General features: G+C 70.6%; 10 protein-coding genes. 5 read left to right on the plus strand and 5 right to left on the minus strand.

All coding sequences use genetic code 11. From position 1 onward, the window contains the following. Nucleotides 1-199 precede the first annotated feature (199 nt). Nucleotides 200-1,174, plus strand: a complete 975-nt coding sequence (locus ASF68_RS06905) for a DUF6492 family protein (protein WP_056008547.1) — start codon at nucleotides 200-202, stop codon at nucleotides 1,172-1,174. Between the two features lie 5 nt (nucleotides 1,175-1,179). Here the strand turns inward: ASF68_RS06905 and ASF68_RS06910 are convergent, their stop codons facing one another. Then, nucleotides 1,180-1,818 carry a hypothetical protein gene (locus tag ASF68_RS06910; protein ID WP_162239343.1) on the minus strand — a complete coding sequence of 213 codons (639 nt, stop codon included), beginning with the start codon at nucleotides 1,816-1,818 and terminating at the stop codon, nucleotides 1,180-1,182. A 91-nt stretch (nucleotides 1,819-1,909) separates the two neighbouring features. Between ASF68_RS06910 and ASF68_RS06915 the strand changes: the two genes are divergently transcribed. From ASF68_RS06915 to ASF68_RS06925, 3 genes are read left to right on the plus strand one after another with little or no spacing between them, the layout of a single operon-like run. Then, nucleotides 1,910-3,301: a polysaccharide biosynthesis tyrosine autokinase gene (locus tag ASF68_RS06915; protein WP_056008554.1), complete on the plus strand. Its 1,392-nt coding sequence runs from the start codon at nucleotides 1,910-1,912 to the stop codon at nucleotides 3,299-3,301. Between the two features lie 3 nt (nucleotides 3,302-3,304). Further along, complete coding sequence (locus tag ASF68_RS06920; RefSeq protein WP_056008557.1) at nucleotides 3,305-4,636, plus strand: hypothetical protein; 1,332 nt, start codon at nucleotides 3,305-3,307, stop codon at nucleotides 4,634-4,636. After that, a complete protein-coding gene (locus ASF68_RS06925) occupies nucleotides 4,633-5,940 on the plus strand; it encodes a lipopolysaccharide biosynthesis protein (protein ID WP_056008560.1) in 1,308 nt (435 codons plus the stop codon). Before ASF68_RS06920 ends, ASF68_RS06925 begins: the two co-directional genes overlap by 4 nt. On the opposite strand, the gene ASF68_RS06930 is transcribed toward ASF68_RS06925, so the two are convergent. The 4 genes from ASF68_RS06930 to ASF68_RS06945 all read right to left on the minus strand — a co-directional run bounded on the left by ASF68_RS06930 (nucleotide 5,894) and on the right by ASF68_RS06945 (nucleotide 14,527). Continuing rightward, a complete protein-coding gene (locus tag ASF68_RS06930) occupies nucleotides 5,894-6,976 on the minus strand; it encodes a glycosyltransferase (RefSeq protein ID WP_056008563.1) in 1,083 nt (360 codons plus the stop codon). The two genes, ASF68_RS06925 and ASF68_RS06930, sit on opposite strands and share 47 nt — an antisense overlap. A 5-nt stretch (nucleotides 6,977-6,981) precedes the next feature. Beyond that, nucleotides 6,982-12,729 (minus strand): LamG domain-containing protein, encoded by a 5,748-nt coding sequence (locus ASF68_RS06935; protein ID WP_082498515.1) that lies wholly within the window; start codon nucleotides 12,727-12,729, stop codon nucleotides 6,982-6,984. A gap of 212 nt (nucleotides 12,730-12,941) precedes the next feature. After that, entirely contained in the window at nucleotides 12,942-13,550 is a 609-nt protein-coding gene (locus ASF68_RS06940) for a hypothetical protein (protein WP_056008566.1), read from the minus strand. Continuing rightward, complete coding sequence (locus ASF68_RS06945; RefSeq protein WP_056008569.1) at nucleotides 13,547-14,527, minus strand: glycosyltransferase; 981 nt, start codon at nucleotides 14,525-14,527, stop codon at nucleotides 13,547-13,549. The genes ASF68_RS06940 and ASF68_RS06945 overlap by 4 nt, the downstream gene beginning before the upstream one ends. A gap of 86 nt (nucleotides 14,528-14,613) precedes the next feature. Between ASF68_RS06945 and ASF68_RS06950 the strand changes: the two genes are divergently transcribed. After that, nucleotides 14,614-15,714, plus strand: coding sequence for a glycosyltransferase (locus tag ASF68_RS06950; protein ID WP_056008572.1), 1,101 nt, complete (start codon nucleotides 14,614-14,616; stop codon nucleotides 15,712-15,714). The last annotated feature ends 35 nt before the right edge of the window (nucleotides 15,715-15,749 follow it).

The raw sequence follows: 15,749 nt of genomic DNA on the forward strand, positions 1-15,749 counted from the left end.
AAGGACACCCGACGGGGTGACGCCCCCCGCTTGTTGTCCCCCCTGATCTGGGGCTACAAGGCGCTTGTCCGGCCCCATACGCTGAACATGTTCAACAGCCGCTGTCCCGCCCACCCGACCCGAATCCGGTGGGCGCGACAGGGCGGAACCACCACCCGACGCCGATCTGACGGCCTGATCTCCGGAACGAGCGGACGCAGTGAACACCAAGCCCTCACCGGACGCCGTCACCCTCGTGACGGTCGTCTTCGAGCCGGAGTTCGACCTGCTGCGCCTCCAGGCCCGATCCCTCGCACGCTACGTCGACCAGGCGCTCGTCGCCCGGATCCTCGTCATCGACAACTCGTCCACCGGCCTCCGCACCGGGGCGCGTCGTCGCCTGACCGCGGCCTACGGCCCCCTCGCCTCGAAGCTCGAGATCGTCCGCCCGGACGACCTCCTCACGGAGCCGACGGCGACGAGCGGCTGGCGGGCGCAGCAGGCCCTGAAGCTCCTCATCGCAGACCGCGTCGAGACCGACTGGTACCTCGTCCTCGACGCCAAGACCGTGTTCATCCGCCCCACGACCACCGGCGACCTCTTCGCCTCGGACGGCCGGCCCAACGGCGGCGTGCACTCCTACGCGCAGCACCCGCTGCAGCCGCAGCTACGCACCGTCCTCGCCTACAGCGGACTCGACGCCGAGACCCTCGTCGCCGGCTTCACCTCGACCGCCACTCCCTTCCTCCTGTCGACCTCGGCCGTCAGGACCCTCGTCGCCGATCTCGGCTCACGCCACCCGCAGGGCTTCTCCGCCGAGTTCGAACGCGCCGGACTCACGGAGTTCTTCATGTACACCGCAGCTCGGCTCACCGATGGCGAGACCCTGCACGACATCACCTCCGGCGAACCGCTCGAGAGCCCGACCGTCTGGCCGCGGCACCGCTCCGGCGCACAGGTCCGCGCGGTCCTCGACGACGCGATGGCGTCCTCCACGACCACGGTCGCCGTCCACCGCACCGCCCTCGCCCGCATGGACCGCGACGGCGTCCTCGCCGTCGCCCGGTTCTGGGTCGCCCGTGGACTCTTCCCGAGCACGGCCGCGGCGCTACGGTTCATCGCGGTCTACCGCGCCCGGTACTACCCGGCGATGGTCCTCCGCCGGCTCCGCGCCCGCCGAGGACGGGCATCGTGACCGCGTCAGCGCGGCGTGAGCGCCGTGAGCACCCCGATGTCGCGCACCAGGACGGCCGTGAGCTCGTCGACGGCCTGCAGCACGTCACCGTGCCGGGCTCCCCGATCGGTGTGCGCGTCGAGGACGTCGAGACCGTCGGTCACCCGACGCGTCGACCGGCTGAACTTCGGCCCGTCGCCGAGCAGGCCACGGCGGCCGTTCAACACGGCGGCGACCGCGGCGACCGGGTCCGCGTTGGCGGCGAGGACGTCGAGTTCCGCGACGGAGGGCTCGAGCGAGAGCAGTCCGACCGCTTCGACGAGGGTGAACGTCTTCGCGCGGGCGGACGGCGCGATGGCGCCGACGGAACCGCGCGCGGCCGTGGTCATCGTCAGGATCAGGCCCGCGTCATCGATGCGCTGCGCATCCAGTTGCGCCGCGACGTGCTTCGCGGCGAACGCGGCTCCGTCCGCGGGCATGAGCCGGCGGTACACCTCGGCGCAGATCTTCGCCCCGGACACCGTCTCGGTGCCGGCACTGTCCACGCGCAGACCTTCGACGCCGAACGCGGCCGGGAGTTCGTGCTGCAGACGGAACTCGGCCAGCGGCGACCGGCACACGTTCGCACGGCAGACGGCGAGAACGCCGGTTGAGACAATCGACAATCCAGCCTCCTGAGAACCGCACCGAGTATACCAATGCGGCGGTCGGAGCCCATCGACACGACCATTCATCCTTGACCACGGGGGACCCGAAATGACCTTGCACGAGTACGTCCAGACCCTTCGCAAGTACTGGGTCCTCATCGCCGTCCTGGTGGTCGTCGGATGCGCGACGGGCTACGTCGTCGCGAAGACCCAGGTGCCGATGTTCCGATCGACGAGCAGCGTGCTGCTCTCGGCCGAGCGCGGCGAGAGCACCTCGGAGCTCGCCCAGGGCTCGAACTACGTGCAGAGCCTCGTCCAGACGTACGCACTGCTCGCCGAGTCGAACCTCGTCCTGCAGCCCGTCGTCGACGAGCTCGACCTCGACACCACCGTCGCGCGGCTCAGCAAGTCCGTCTCGGCGGACTCGCCGCTCAACACCGCGATCATCGAGATCTCCGTCGTCGACTCCGACCCGAGCCGCGCCAAGCAGATCAACGACTCCGTCGTCGCGTCCCTGTCGAGCGCGGTCGCGGACGTCTCCCCCCAGGACGACCAGGACCAGCCGACGGTACGCCTCACGAGCATCAACTCCGCGACGCTCCCCAACGCGCAGTTCTCGCCGAGCTCGACCCTGTACGCCGCCGTCGGCGGGGCCATCGCCCTGCTCCTCGGGATCGTGTTCGCGTTCGTCCGACGCGCGCTGTCCACCCGCATCACCGACGGAGCGGACGTCGCACACGACACCGCGGCGCCCATCCTCGGCGAGATCTCCGAAGCGCGCCGAGGAGCACCGGTCCTGGTGTCGCTGCGCACGAACCCGCAGGGGCTCGTCGCGGAGTCGTTCCGCACCTTGTCCGCCAACCTCCGGTTCGCGAGCATCGACCGCCCCATCCGGTCCGTCGTCGTGACCTCGGCGCAGCCCGACGAGGGCAAGAGCTCGGTCGCGATCGGCCTCGCCCAGCAGCACGCCGAGTCCGGCCAGCGGGTGCTGCTCATCGACGCCGACCTCCGCCACCCCACCGTCGCGACGTACACGCAGCTCGACGGCACTGTCGGTCTGACCTCCGTCCTCCTCGGTCAGCACGACCTGCAGGACGCCGTGCAGTCGTGGGGCTCCGACACCCTCGACGTCCTCACCGCCGGCACGACGCCCCCGAACCCGAGCCAGCTGCTCAGCTCGTCGAGCATGCGCCTGCTGCTCGAGCAGGCGTCCTCCGACTACGACCTCGTCGTCATCGACTCGGCGCCCATCATCACCGTGACCGACTCGCTGTGGCTCGGCAACATGGCCGACGGCATGCTCATCGTCGTGCGCGAACGGTTCACCCGCCACCGCCACCTCGCGAAGGCCGTGTCCGCGGTCGAGGGCGCGCGGGCCGAGCTCGTCGGCATCGTGCTCAACCGCGTCAAGCGCGGGGACCGCAACAGCAAGTACTACACCTCGGAGGTCGAGTCGGTCTCGAACATCCGTCACGCCGTCGCCGAGCGCCTCGGTCGCTGAGCCGTGACGACCATCCCAGCGGCGCTGCGCGGCGGACCCGGGCCGGGGCTCACGCCCCGCCGGGCCGACCCCGACCGTGGCCGCCGGGCGCTCGAGTTCGCGGTCGCCGCCGCCCTGTGCGTCGCGATCGGCATGCGATACCCGCGCTACGACGACATCCTCTTCGCCGCTGCCGCCAGCGCGATCATCGCCCCGCTCTGGCTGAGCACCCTCCGCCGGTACCAGGGCGCCGCGACCATGCTGCTCCTCGGGCTCCTGGCGATCGTGTCCGGTCTGCTCATCACCGGGTTCGCCGCCGGCGACCACGCGGTCTCGAGCTACCTCGCCACCATGAACTCCGCGCGCATCGCCGGGATCCTCTTGTCCGTCGGCGCGCTGCTCTGGGCGCGGAGCATCATCGGGACGCCTCGCATGGCCTCGCTGTACGGGCTGGGGATGGTGTTCGGCCTGCCGTTCGGCGCGTCGTTCGAGACCAACCCGTGGAAGTTCGGGCTGTCCGTCCCGATCGCGATCCTCCTCCTCGGCCTGTCCTGGTGGGCCGGGCGCCGGTGGCTGGACATCGTGCTCCTGATCGCCCTCAGCCTCATCAGCGCCGCCAACGACTCACGGTCGGCGGCGGCGATGTTCCTCATGGCGGCGGCCATCGTCACCATGCAGCGCATCCCGGTCGCGCGTGGCCGCGCCCACGCCTGGTGGGCGCTCGGCCGGATGGCGATCGTCGGCTACCTCGTGTTCCTCCTCGCGCAGGCCGCGATCCTCGAGGGCTACCTCGGGACGAGTACGGAACAGCGCTCGGAGGCCCAGATCGAGGCGTCCGGCTCGCTCATCCTCGGAGGTCGACCGGAGCTCGGCGCGACGGTGTCGCTCCTCTTCCACCAACCGGGCGGCTACGGCTCCGGCAGTTCACCGTCGATGACGGACGTGCTGGTCGCGAAGTCGGGCATGAGCTCCCTCGGCTACGACCCGAACAACGGGTACGTCGAGCGGTACATGTTCTCCCCGGGCTTCGAGGTGCACTCGATCATCGGCGACGTCTGGATCCTGTTCGGCGTCGTCGGCCTGGTGTGGCTCATCATCACCGTCGGCTTCGCCCTGTTCGGCGTCTCCTCCCGGCTGACCGACCGCCGCATCAGCGGCCTCGAGCTGTACCTCGGCATCCGCACCGTGTGGGACCTCTTCTTCAGTCCGTTGCCGAGCTCCCTGGTGACGATGACCCTCTTCTTCGCCGTCGTCCTGGTGAACCGCGCCAGGGCGACGCCTCCTGCATCCCGCCCGACCGGTGACCGGCCTGCCGGCCCACCGCTCCCCCACACCCCGCTTGGATCCCCGTCGTGAACACCGTCAAATCGGTCGGCGCAAAAGCCGTCACCATGCTCATCGCGCTCATCTGCGGCCTCACGACGACCCGGCTCATCATCGCCGACGCCGGAGTGCACGAATACGCGCTCTACACCCTCGTCGTCGCCCTCCCAGGGCTGGTGTCGTTCGCGGACCTCGGCTCAGGGGCCGTGCTCGTGAACCGCATCGCCACGACCGACCACCCGCGCGACGACCCGACCCTCACGGCGCAGGTGACGACCGTCGGACGGATCATGCTCACCTTCGCCGCGGTGCTGATGGCGGTGAACACCGTCTTCCTCCTCGCCGGTGTGTGGCCGGCGTTCCTCGGTGACGCCGGCGACATCCCCGGCTCCTCGCTCGCGGCGTTCCTGGCGATCACCGTCTTCTGCTGCAGCATCCCGCTGGGCATCTGGACGCGCATCCTCCTCGGCCTGCAGCGGAACCACATCATCATCATGATCCAGGGCGTGCAGTCCCCCCTGACGCTCCTCCTCATCTGGCTCGCGCTCACGGTCGGCCCCGAGACCCTGCATCCGTACCTGGCGCTCGGGTCGCTCCTGGCGGCCGGCGGCGTCGCCCTCACCGGCTTCCTCCTCGCGCGTCGGTTCACGAGCCCGCTCATCGGCACCGCCGCCCGGCGTATCCCCTTCGTCAAGCGGCACCCGGGCGTCCGCGTCATGGACATGGGCTGGCCCATGCTCGCCCAGCTCCTCGCCACGCCCCTCTCGATGCAGTCCCAGCGCTTCGTGCTCGCGCAGTTCGTGTCCGCCGCCGCGCTCGCGCAGTACGCGATGGCCGGCCAGTTCTTCTTCGCCCTGCAGGGACTCGTCAGCGCCGCCGGCCTGACCCTCTGGCCGCGCTACGCGAAGGCACGGGCGAGCGGCAACCCGACGACCGGACCGTTCCTCCTGGCCGCGTGCTTCGCGGGCGGCGTGCTCCTCTTCACGGGTGCCATGGTCATCGCCGGCCCGTGGGTGTTCGGCTTCATCTCCGGCGGCAAGGTGGAGGTCCCGGTCGAGATCGTGCTCGCCTTCGGCGTGATGGTCGCCGCCCAGGCGGCGCTCTACCCGCTCGGCATGTTCATGATGGACACCGCCGGCGTCCGGTTCCAGGTCGCACCGACCCTGCTCATGGCCGCCGTGTCGGTGGCCCTTGCCTTCGCGCTGACCCCGACCCTCGGCGCCGTCGGCCCGATGCTCGGCAACGCGCTGGCCGTGACGCTCGGGCAGATCCTGCCCTACGCGCTGCGGATCAGGCGCCTCGGACGCGCGACGGAAGCTCCGCCAGAGCCTCGGTGACCCGGCGCCAGTAGGCGGCGGTCGTGTACTGACGCTCCTGGAACGCGGCGGCGAGGCGCTCGGACCGACGTCGGCGCTCCTCCGGGTCGTCGAGCAGCGAGGAGATCGCCGTGGCGAGGGCCTCGGGGTCCGCTGCGGGGACGAAGAGCACCTCGTCGTCGGAGAAGTAGGCGTCCAATCCACCGGCCCGTGTGGCGACGGCGGCACCGCCGGCGGCCGCGAGCTCGAGCAGCGTGGTGATGCCGCTCGCGTGCAGGTTGGGCGTGACGCTCACGACGGTGACCTCGGCCGAGCGGTAGAGCGACACGAGCTCCGCGACGGTCGTGGTCGCGCGCGTCTCGACGGCGTCGTGGTCCGCGAGGATCTTCTTGTTGGACGCGATCCGCAGCGACGGGGCACCGAGGAGCCGGTGCGCCTGCTCGAGCGTGCGCCAGTCCCTGGCGCGATCGTTGCCGACGGACAGGAGCCGGGGTGCCGGCTCGACGTCGTCCGTCGGCGAGGTGGCCGCGAAGACCGAGGAGACGCCGAAGGGGACGTAGCGGTGGCGACCGGACGAGACGAGGGCCCGCCCCGCCTCCGCGTTCGGTTCGGCGTTCGCGACGAAGAGGTCGACCCTGGCGAGGGCGAACCGCATGATGCGCTGCAGCCACTTGGGGTGCTTCGACCATTCCGCGAACAGCCAGATGGTCTGCCCGACGAGCACCGGTCGCCTGATCCCGAGGAGCCGGAACACCAGGCCGACACCGAGGTACTCGACCTCGCTGTGGCAGTACACGTACTCGGACCGCCGCAGGTCGCGGAGGTGCGAGAGCGCTTGGCCGACGTCGAACACCAGGAGGCGCTTCGACAGTCTCGAGAGCCGAGCCGCGAACCCGTTCGGGTCGCCACCGCCCAGGACGCTGAAGTGCCAGCCGCCCGGGACGTGGTTGGCCCCGTACGGCGCCCGGTCCGGTGCCGCTCCGGCCTCGTACCGGGACGCGTAGTCCTCGGTACGAAGCTCGGAGGCGACGAGGATGCTCAGGTGTGGAAGGGTCACCCTGTCTATTCTCCCGTGACCTTGAACGAGTCGACGGAGAGCGTGGTCGTGCCGTTGGTGTTGGCGCCCGTGACGTAGGTGATGACACCGACGGCTCCCGGAGCCTGCATCGCCGTGGTGGCGTCGGTCGCGCTCAGCTGCCACGCGGCCGGTTCCGTCTCCGCGTCACGCCACACCTTGGCCTGCACCGTGGTCGGTCCAGCACCGGTGACGGAGAGCGTCACGTGGAGCTTCTGACCGGCGACGTATGCGCCGCCCGGGAGCACGTAGCTGTCGGCCAGCGGCGTCTCGTCCCGGAGGATGTAGACGCGGATGAGGCCGGCGGCGTCGAGGCGGACGCGGGTGGAGTAGACCGAGTTGCCGATCTTCCGTCCGGCGATCGTCACCGTGTGCGCGCCGCCCGCAGGGGCCTTGTCGACGGAGAACGTCGTCTCGACGAGGGCGTCGCGGATCGACACCCCGGCCAGGACCGCGCTGCGCGTCTCGGTGGCGTTCGCGGTGATCTTGCCGACGCCGTTCGCGACGCTGTAGCTCGTCGCCGGTCCGGTGGTGCTCCACGCGCCACCCTCCTCGGCGGCTCCCCAGCCGTTCGCGGCCTGGCGGTTGTCGAAGTCGTCGAGGGCGACGGGCTCCTCCGCTGCCGGCGGGTCGACCGGCGGCTCCACGGGCGGGTCGACCGGCGGGTCGACGGGCGGCAGGACCGGCGGCACCGGTGCCGAGACCGTCGCGGTCTGCTGACTCGTGTGGGTCCCGCCACGGTTGTCCGTGACGGTGAGGGTCACCGGGTAGGCACCGGCTGCGGCGTAGGCGTGCGTCGCCGTGGCGCCGGTCGCCGTGGCGCCGTCCCCGAAGGTCCAGGCGTAGGACGCGATGGAGCCGTCGCTGTCGGAACTCGTCGAGCCGTTGAAGGTCACCGACAGGTCGGTGGCCGCCATCGTGAACGCGGAGACCGGGTTCACGTTCGCCGGCGGTGCCGGGGGCGTGACCGGGGTGGCCGCGGCCGAGGTGACGGAGGTGAACTGCTCGATGCGGAGCTTCGCCGTCGCCGACGCCGAGGAGTTCGACAGGTAGGAGATGAGTCCGATCTGACCGGTCGCCTGCATCGTGGCATCCGTGTCCGTGCCGCTCAGCTGCCAGGCGGAGGGCTCGGTCGTGCCCGTCTTCCAGACCTTCGCACCGAGGGTGGTCGGGCTCGTGCCGGACGCCTTGACGGAGATCGTCAGACGGTCACCCGGCGCGTACACGATGTCGAGCAGCTTCGAGTCGACGATCTGGGTCTCGTTCTTCAAGAGGTAGAGACGGACCTGACCGTTGGCTTCCCAGCGCACCCGGGCGGTGTACGCGTTGGCTCCGACCTGTCGGCCGATCACCGCCACGTAGTACCCGGGACCGGTGCGGTCGACGGAGAACGAGACGGTCGTGACCGCGTCGTCGAACTTCGCACCGAGGCGGGCGGCACGGGTGTCGAGCTTCGCGAGGTTCACGATGCCCGAGCCGTCGCCGACGCTGTAGGTGGTCGCCGCTCCCTGGAGCGACCAGGCACCGCCGACCGGAGCCGAGCCCCAGCCGCTCGCGCTGGTGCGCTCGAAGTCGTCCTGGGCGAGCACGGTCGCCGTCGGGGCCGCTGCGACGGTCACCGACCGGGTCGCCGTCGCCGTCCCGCCGCGGTTGTCGGTCACGGTCAGGACGACCGAGTAGGTCCCAGCCGCCGCGTAGCTGTGCTGGGCCGTCGCGCCGGTTCCGGTGGTCCCGTCACCGAACGCCCAGGCGTAGGAGGCGATCGAACCGTCGGTGTCGGTCGACGCGGATCCGTCGAAGGAGGCGACGAGCAGGTTCGCCGAGGAGGTGAACGACGCCGTCGGTGCCACGTTGGGCGCCGGGGCGACGGTGACGGTCTGCGAGGTGATCGCGGTACCGGCACGGTCGTCGGTCACCGTGAGCGTGATCGTGTACGTGCCGGCGGCCGCGTAGCTGTGGCTCGCGGTCTTGCCGGTCGCCGTCGTGGTGTCTCCGAAGTCCCAGGCGTAGCCCGTGATGGACCCGTCGGTGTCGGTGGAGGTCGCGGCGTCGACCGACACGGTCAGCAGGTTCTTCGACTGCGTGAAGGCCGCGGTCGGCAGCTGGTTCGGCGGCAGGGCCGTCGCGACCTGCTGCGTGGACGTGGCCGACGCGCCCCGGTTGTCGGTGACCGTGAGTGTCACCGTGAAGGAACCGGCGGTCGCGTAGGTGTGGGACGCGGTCGCGCCGACCCCGCTCGTGCCGTCGCCGAAGTTCCAGGCGTAGGAGGCGATGGTGCCGTCCGGGTCGGCCGAGGAGGAGGCGTCGACGGAGAGCGCCAGGTTCGCGACCGAAGCGGAGAAGATCGCGGTGGGCGCCACGTTGGGCGCGACGACCGTCACCTGTTCGGTGCGCGTCGTGGACGCGCCGAGGTCGTCGGTCACCGTGAGCTTCACGGCATAGCTGCCGGCGGCGCCGTACGTGTGCGTCGCGGTCACCCCGCTGCCCGTCGTGCCGTCGCCGAAGTCCCAGGCGTAGGAGGCGATCGTCCCGTCGGAGTCCGTCGAGCCGGCGGCGTCGAAGGTCGCGCCGAGGTCGCTCGGCGTCGCGGTGAACGCCGCGGTCGGCAGGGCGTTGACCCGGCCGATCTTCCCGAGCGAGTAGTGGTCGCTGATCTGCGCGGCCGTCAACGTCTTGCCGTACACGGCGAACTCGTCGAGCGAACCGCGGAACCAGTTGTCACCGCCCCACGTGCTGTCACCACCGATGCGCCAGTAGCCGGTGTAGTCCTGCGCGTTCGTCTCCGTGCCGGAGGCGACGAGCGAACCGTCGACGTACAGCTGCATGCCGGTGCTCGACTGCTCGGCGACCACGTGGTGCCAGGTGTTGTCGTTGTAGGAGGACGGCGACGACACGATGACCGTGTTGCCGGTGTAGACACCGAAGTTCAGTCGTCCGTCCGGCGTCATGTAGACGTGGCGGTCGTAGTTGTTCGACGTGCCGTCGGTCGAGCGGTTGCCGAAGCCGATGAGCTTGCCGCCGCTCGTCGTGTCCGTCTTGAACCAGGTCTCGACCGCGTAGTTGCGCGGGTTCGAGAAGGTCTTGTCGCTGCCGACGCCGGAGTTGCCGTTCGGTGAGAACGTCGCCGCGGTGTTGGTGACGCCGGAGAGCGCGCCCGGCGTCTGCTTCGAGACGTCACCCCAGTAGGTGCCGGTGTTCCCGAGGGGTCCCGAGTCGGCGGCCTTCGGACCGGTCGACTCGTTCAGCCGCCAGTAGAGGTCGGGGTCGAGAGCGAAGACCGCTTGACCGTAGGTGTCCGCCGGGGCGGCCGGCACCGTGGAGGTACGGCCCGAGGCGACCCAGTGCGCGTCGATCGTCGCCCGGTTGAGCACCGTCGGGTAGACCGCGACGTCGGAGATGCTGCCGTCGAGGTAGGAGGAACCGACACCCGGCCATCCGCCGATGTTGTCGCCGCCGACCCGCCAGTAGCCGGAGTAGTCCTGTCCGGTCGTGGTGTCGGCACGGCTCGCGACCTTCTTGCCGTCGAGCGAGAGGGTCATGCCGTCGGCGCCCATGGAGGCGACCACGTGGTGCCACTGGCCGTCGTTGAAGCCGGCCGCCGACTGCACGGTCCGCACCGATCCCGGGTACACGCCGAAGACGACGCTTCCGGAGGTGTCGAGGTAGACCTGGCGGTCGTAGCTCCCGGAGTTGCCGGTCTTGGCGTTGCCGTAGCCGACGATCTTGCCGCCCTGCGTGCTGCTGGACTGGAACCACGCCTCGACACTGAAGGTGTTCGGGGCCGGCTGCGCGATGCTCGAAACGCCGAAGGAGGAGGAGGTGCCCCCGAAGGACGTCGCCGTGTTGGCCTGGGCGAGGTTCGGACCGGAGACGGCACGCGCCGAGGGCGACGCCAGCGTCAGGTCGTTCCCGGACGCCCAGTCGTAGGCGCTCGTCCCGGAGGATTCACCGAGCGGCCAGTAGTTCGACGGGGCCGCGTCGAGCACGGCACCGTTGTAGGAGCTGAAGGAGTTGCCGCCGGTGGCGGTCGCCGGAACCCAGGTGCTCGTCTGCGTGGAGTTGCCCCATGGGTCGATCGCCTTGACGCGGTAGTTGTAGGTCTGGCCGGCCGTCACGTTCGTGTCGGTGAAGAGCATCGCCGGCTGGGTCCAGAAGTTCGAGGTCTCGGTCGTCGTGTAGATCGGGACCGAGGTGCCCTTGTCCTGACGGAAGATCTGGTAGGTCAGCGTCGCGTCGTCGGGGTCGTAGTTGGCGGGCCAGCTGAGGCGGACCTGCCCGGCGCGGAAGGACAGTGCGGTGAGCTTCCAGTTGTCGCCCCACACCTCAGGCGCACGCTTGTTGGGGGCCTTGTCACGCGTCGCGAAGCGGACGAGTCCCTGCTGCTTCGCGCCGGAGACGCCGAGGAACTCACCGGCGTAGAGGACGTAGTCACCAGCGCCGACGACGCTCCAACCGGCCTGGTACAGCTTCGTCTTGGTGCCGGTCTGCCACGTCGGGTACCACTGCAGGAGCGACGGCGAGGGGTTGCCGGTGAAGTTGCGGTAGCCGTGGACGTCCGGCGTGATCGTGCCGGTGGCGTTGGGGCTGAAGGCGAGCGAGTGGTGGAACACCCACGGGTCGGGCTGTGGGAAGCCGCCGATGTTGCCGCAGTAGTGCGCGTGGCTGGCGGTGTAGACGATGTCCTTGACGACGTCGACCGAGTACGTGTCGCCGTGGCAGTCGGCCATCCACTGCATCGTGCCGTCCGACCAGGAGGCCTTGAAGGTGCCCTCGAAGTCGTCGAGCGTGGAGTCACCGTAGAAGTCGTAGCCGGTGCCGTAGACGGAGGTGCCGTCGGACGCGAGCGAGTAGATCGCCGAGTTCTCGCCACCGTTGTGGATGACGCTGTTCACGCCGAACGGCATGGTCGCTCCGGTGACGGCGTCGACCGCGGAGAGGCCCCGGCCGGGGCTCGTGGAGCCGTTGGTCGAGGTGAACGAGCCACCGATGACGAGCTTGCCGCCGTCGGGCGAGACGACGAGGGCGCGGACGCCCCAGCCACCCTGGAGGTCGACGGTGAAGGGCAGCAGGGCGCCGGTGGAGGCGCTGACCGCGGCCACCTTCGTGCGGGTGGCGCCGCCGACGCTCGTGAACTCACCACCGATGTAGACGGTGGAGTTGGTCGCCTTGACGGACATGACCTTGCCGTTGACGACCGGGGCGAAGCTGGAGATCAGGGCGCCGGTCGCGGTGTCGAACGCGGCGACGCGGTTCCGGGTCACGCCGTTGATCGTCGTGAACGTGCCGCCGACGTAGAGCCGGGAGCCGTCGGGCGACACGGCGAGGCTGTTCACCACGCCGTTGGCGCTCGGGTTCCAGGAGGTCATGACGCCGGTCGAGATCGTGTAGGCCATGAGGTTCTTGCGGTCGACGGTGTTGACCCCCGCTGCCGCGCCTGCCGGGCGGGCCTTCGCGAAGTCGCCGCCGACGAAGACCGTGTTGCCGGCGACGGCCTGGCCCCAGGCGACCCCGTCCATCTGCGCGGTCGGCAGGGCGTCCGCGGCGACGGTGGTCGGCAGCGGGGTGGCAGCGGCGGCCGCGGGTTCGGCCGCGACGGCGGCCGTCGGCATCGAGACCAGGGTGCCGCCGACGACGGCGGCGGTCGCGAGCGCGGTCAGGACGACGCGACCGAGTCGTCGGAGAGCGGGGGCGACAGCGTCATCGGACGCACCGCGGGCTGCAGGCAGGCTGGACAATGTGGTTCCTCGTAATCCGTAACAAAGCACGATTCGTTAGCGGAAACACGACAACCCGAACTGCGTGTACCCAGGGTGGATACTATGGCTCAGCTCACGGCCCGGCCAAGGGCCTGAGCACCCCCAAAGGTGGTGCCACACGGGCGGGGGTCACCACCCGTGGGCGCTGACACCCGTCGTTGTGACCCGTGCGTGCTCGCGGACTCGGCGGCTCAGAAGCCCGTCGAGGCGTCGCCCTGGAACACGAACGCGGGCTGTCCCGCCGCGTAGTCGACGGTGATCGTCACGTCTCCCCGAGCGTCCTCCGGGATGGTGAAGAGGAAGACCGCGTCCTGCGATGCACCGGGCCCGACGGTGCCGCTGAACGGCTTGCCGCCCGGCTTGACGAGCGTGCCCGCGGGCTCGCGGTCGGCACCGGAGTATCCGTTGACCACGGTGAGGGCGGTGTCGAGCGGTGTCGTGGACCCGTTGGTCAGGCGGACGGTGACCCGGATCGCCGGACCGCCGACATCGCCGGCTCCGACGGCCTCGCCGTCGACGGACTCGATCGAGACGATCGTCGCGGAGAGCCCGCTGGGGGCCGAGACGGGCTCGTCGAGCGGTGCCGGTGGGAACTCGGGCAGCACCTCGGCTGCCCCGCCGTCCGTCGGGCTCGCGCTCGGCGTCGAGGCGGCGCTCGGGGTCAGCGTCGTGGTGGGGCTGTCGCCGGAGCCGGGCGCGGCTGCCGGGCGGACGACGAGGAGCACGATGACGACGACCACGATGACCGCGACGGCCACGATGCCTCCGATGATCCATCCACGGCGGACGACGGGGCTCATGCGGTCTCCTCTTCGGGCAGGGCGACCGGCGTTCCGGTGCTGACCCCACCATAGGGCCCGGCGGCCGCGCGCTTCACGAGGGCGCGACCGTCGCGGTGCCCGCGCCAGGCCGAGCCGAGCGGGGCGACCGGGTGCAGGAACTGGCGACGCCCGCCCCGCAGCAGGATCTGCCACGACGCCCGCGGCGAGCCGCGCAGCCAGCGCCGACGCAGCTCGTCGTCCAGATGGACGGCGGCGAACCGCAGGCGGTTGACGACGTTGTAGTAGTAGTACGTCGGCGACTTCGCGCGGCTGCCACCGGTGCCGTCGTCATGGGTGCCGCCCTCGTCGTGGAGCGCGACAGCCTCCGGCAGGAAGACGATCGAACCGCCGCCGTCGAGCACACGCTTGCTGAGGTCGACGTCCTCCCAGTACAGGAAGTAGTCCTCGTCGAACCCGCCGACGGTCCGCCAGAGCGTCGCGCTCAGCACGAGGCACGCGCCGCTCAGCCACGGCATCCACGGCCCCGGGTCGTCGGACGGCGCGGTGCTGGCGAGGGAACGCATCGCCCCGGAGTGCATCGACAGGAGGTGACCGCTCGACCACGGTCGGCCGTCAGGACGGCGCACGGTCGGGCCGACGAGCGTGAGCGGGTCCTGGCGGGCACGGTCGACGAGCAGCGCGGTCGCCTCCGCGCCGATGCTCGCGTCGGGGTTGAGGAGCATGAGGGTCGTCGTCGTCTCGTCTTCGAGCGCGGCGGCGACACCGGCGTTGACCCCACCACCGAAGCCGAGGTTGCTCGCCGGGTAGACCGCCGTCCAACCGCGCTCGGCGACGAGCCGCTCGACCGCCTGGCGTTCCGCGGCCGAGGTGGGGTTGTGGACGACGACGATGAGCGCAGCGGGCAGTTCGTGCTCCACGGCGACCAGGTGCTCGGCGAGCAGGGCGGACGAACCGTAGTCGACGACCACGATCGCCAGGCCGTCACCGCGATACATCGGGTCCACCGCACACCTCCGCGCCGGCGACTCGGGACGTCTGCCGACTGGCGGTAGTATATGGCGACCGACGGGAAGGCGATGCTGTGAGAGTCCTCTTCGACGGCTACTGGTGGGTGCACGGCCCCGGGGCGAACCGGACGGTGCAGCGGGAGTTCATCCTCGCCTGGAGCGAGGTCTTCCCGGCCGACGAACTCGTCGTCGCCCTGCGTCGCAAGCACGCCGACGACCGCGTCGACGACCTGCCGGAGGGCGTCGAGACGGTCGAGACGCGGCTCTGGCCCCAGGCGGTGTCGAACGCCGTCGAACTCCCCCGCCTCGCGCGACGCGTCGGTGCGGACGCAGTCCTCGCCCACAACTACGCACCGGCCGGCGGTCGCAACCTGACCTTCATCCACGACGTGATGTTCCAGGAGCACCCGGAGTGGTTCAGCCGGGCGGAACGCGCCTACTTCTCGCTCATGCCCGTGCTCGCGAGGCGCGCCTCGCTGCTCGCGACCTCGACGAGCACCGAGGCCGCTCGGATCCGTCGTCTCAACCCGCGCCTCCCCCAGGCGACGGCGGTCGGCCTCGCCGTGGGCAACGACCTCGAATCGCTCGAGCAGCAGGCCCCCGCGGGTGCTGCCGATCTCGCGGCCTTCGCGGTCACCGTCGGACGCCTGAACATCCGCAAGAACCTGGCCGCCTCCATCGAGGCCGCCGCGTCCGCCGAGGTCATCACCCCCGAGCAGCCGCTGCTCATCGTGGGCGGCTCCCTGCACTCCGGGGTCGAGACCGCCCTCACGCCCGCTGCGAGCGCAGCGGTCGAGCGCGGTGAAGCCCGCTTCCTCGGGCACGTGACCGATGCGGAACTCGCCTGGTTGTACGCGCACGCAGCGCTCGTCACCAACCTCTCCCTCGACGAGGGCTTCGGTCTCCCGCCGATCGAAGCCGCGCGGTTCGGCGCACCGCTGCTCGTGAGCGACATCCCGGTCTTCCGCGAGACGGTGGGCTCCGTCGCGCACCTCGTCGATCCGCTGGCGACACCGCAGGCACTCGGCTCGGCGATCGACGCCGCCTGGGGTCGTCCTGGAACGACCGAGGCGTACGAGACGCTCCGCGAACGGTACGACTGGGCGGAGGTCGTGGCCGGGCTCCGCGCCGCGCTCGTGCCCGCGTCGCACACCGACCGAGGTGCGGCCCGCTAGGCTTACCCAGCAGCGCACTGGCCGACCCGAATCCG

Source organism: Plantibacter sp. Leaf314, from assembly GCF_001423185.1.
GTDB lineage: Bacteria > Actinomycetota > Actinomycetes > Actinomycetales > Microbacteriaceae > Plantibacter.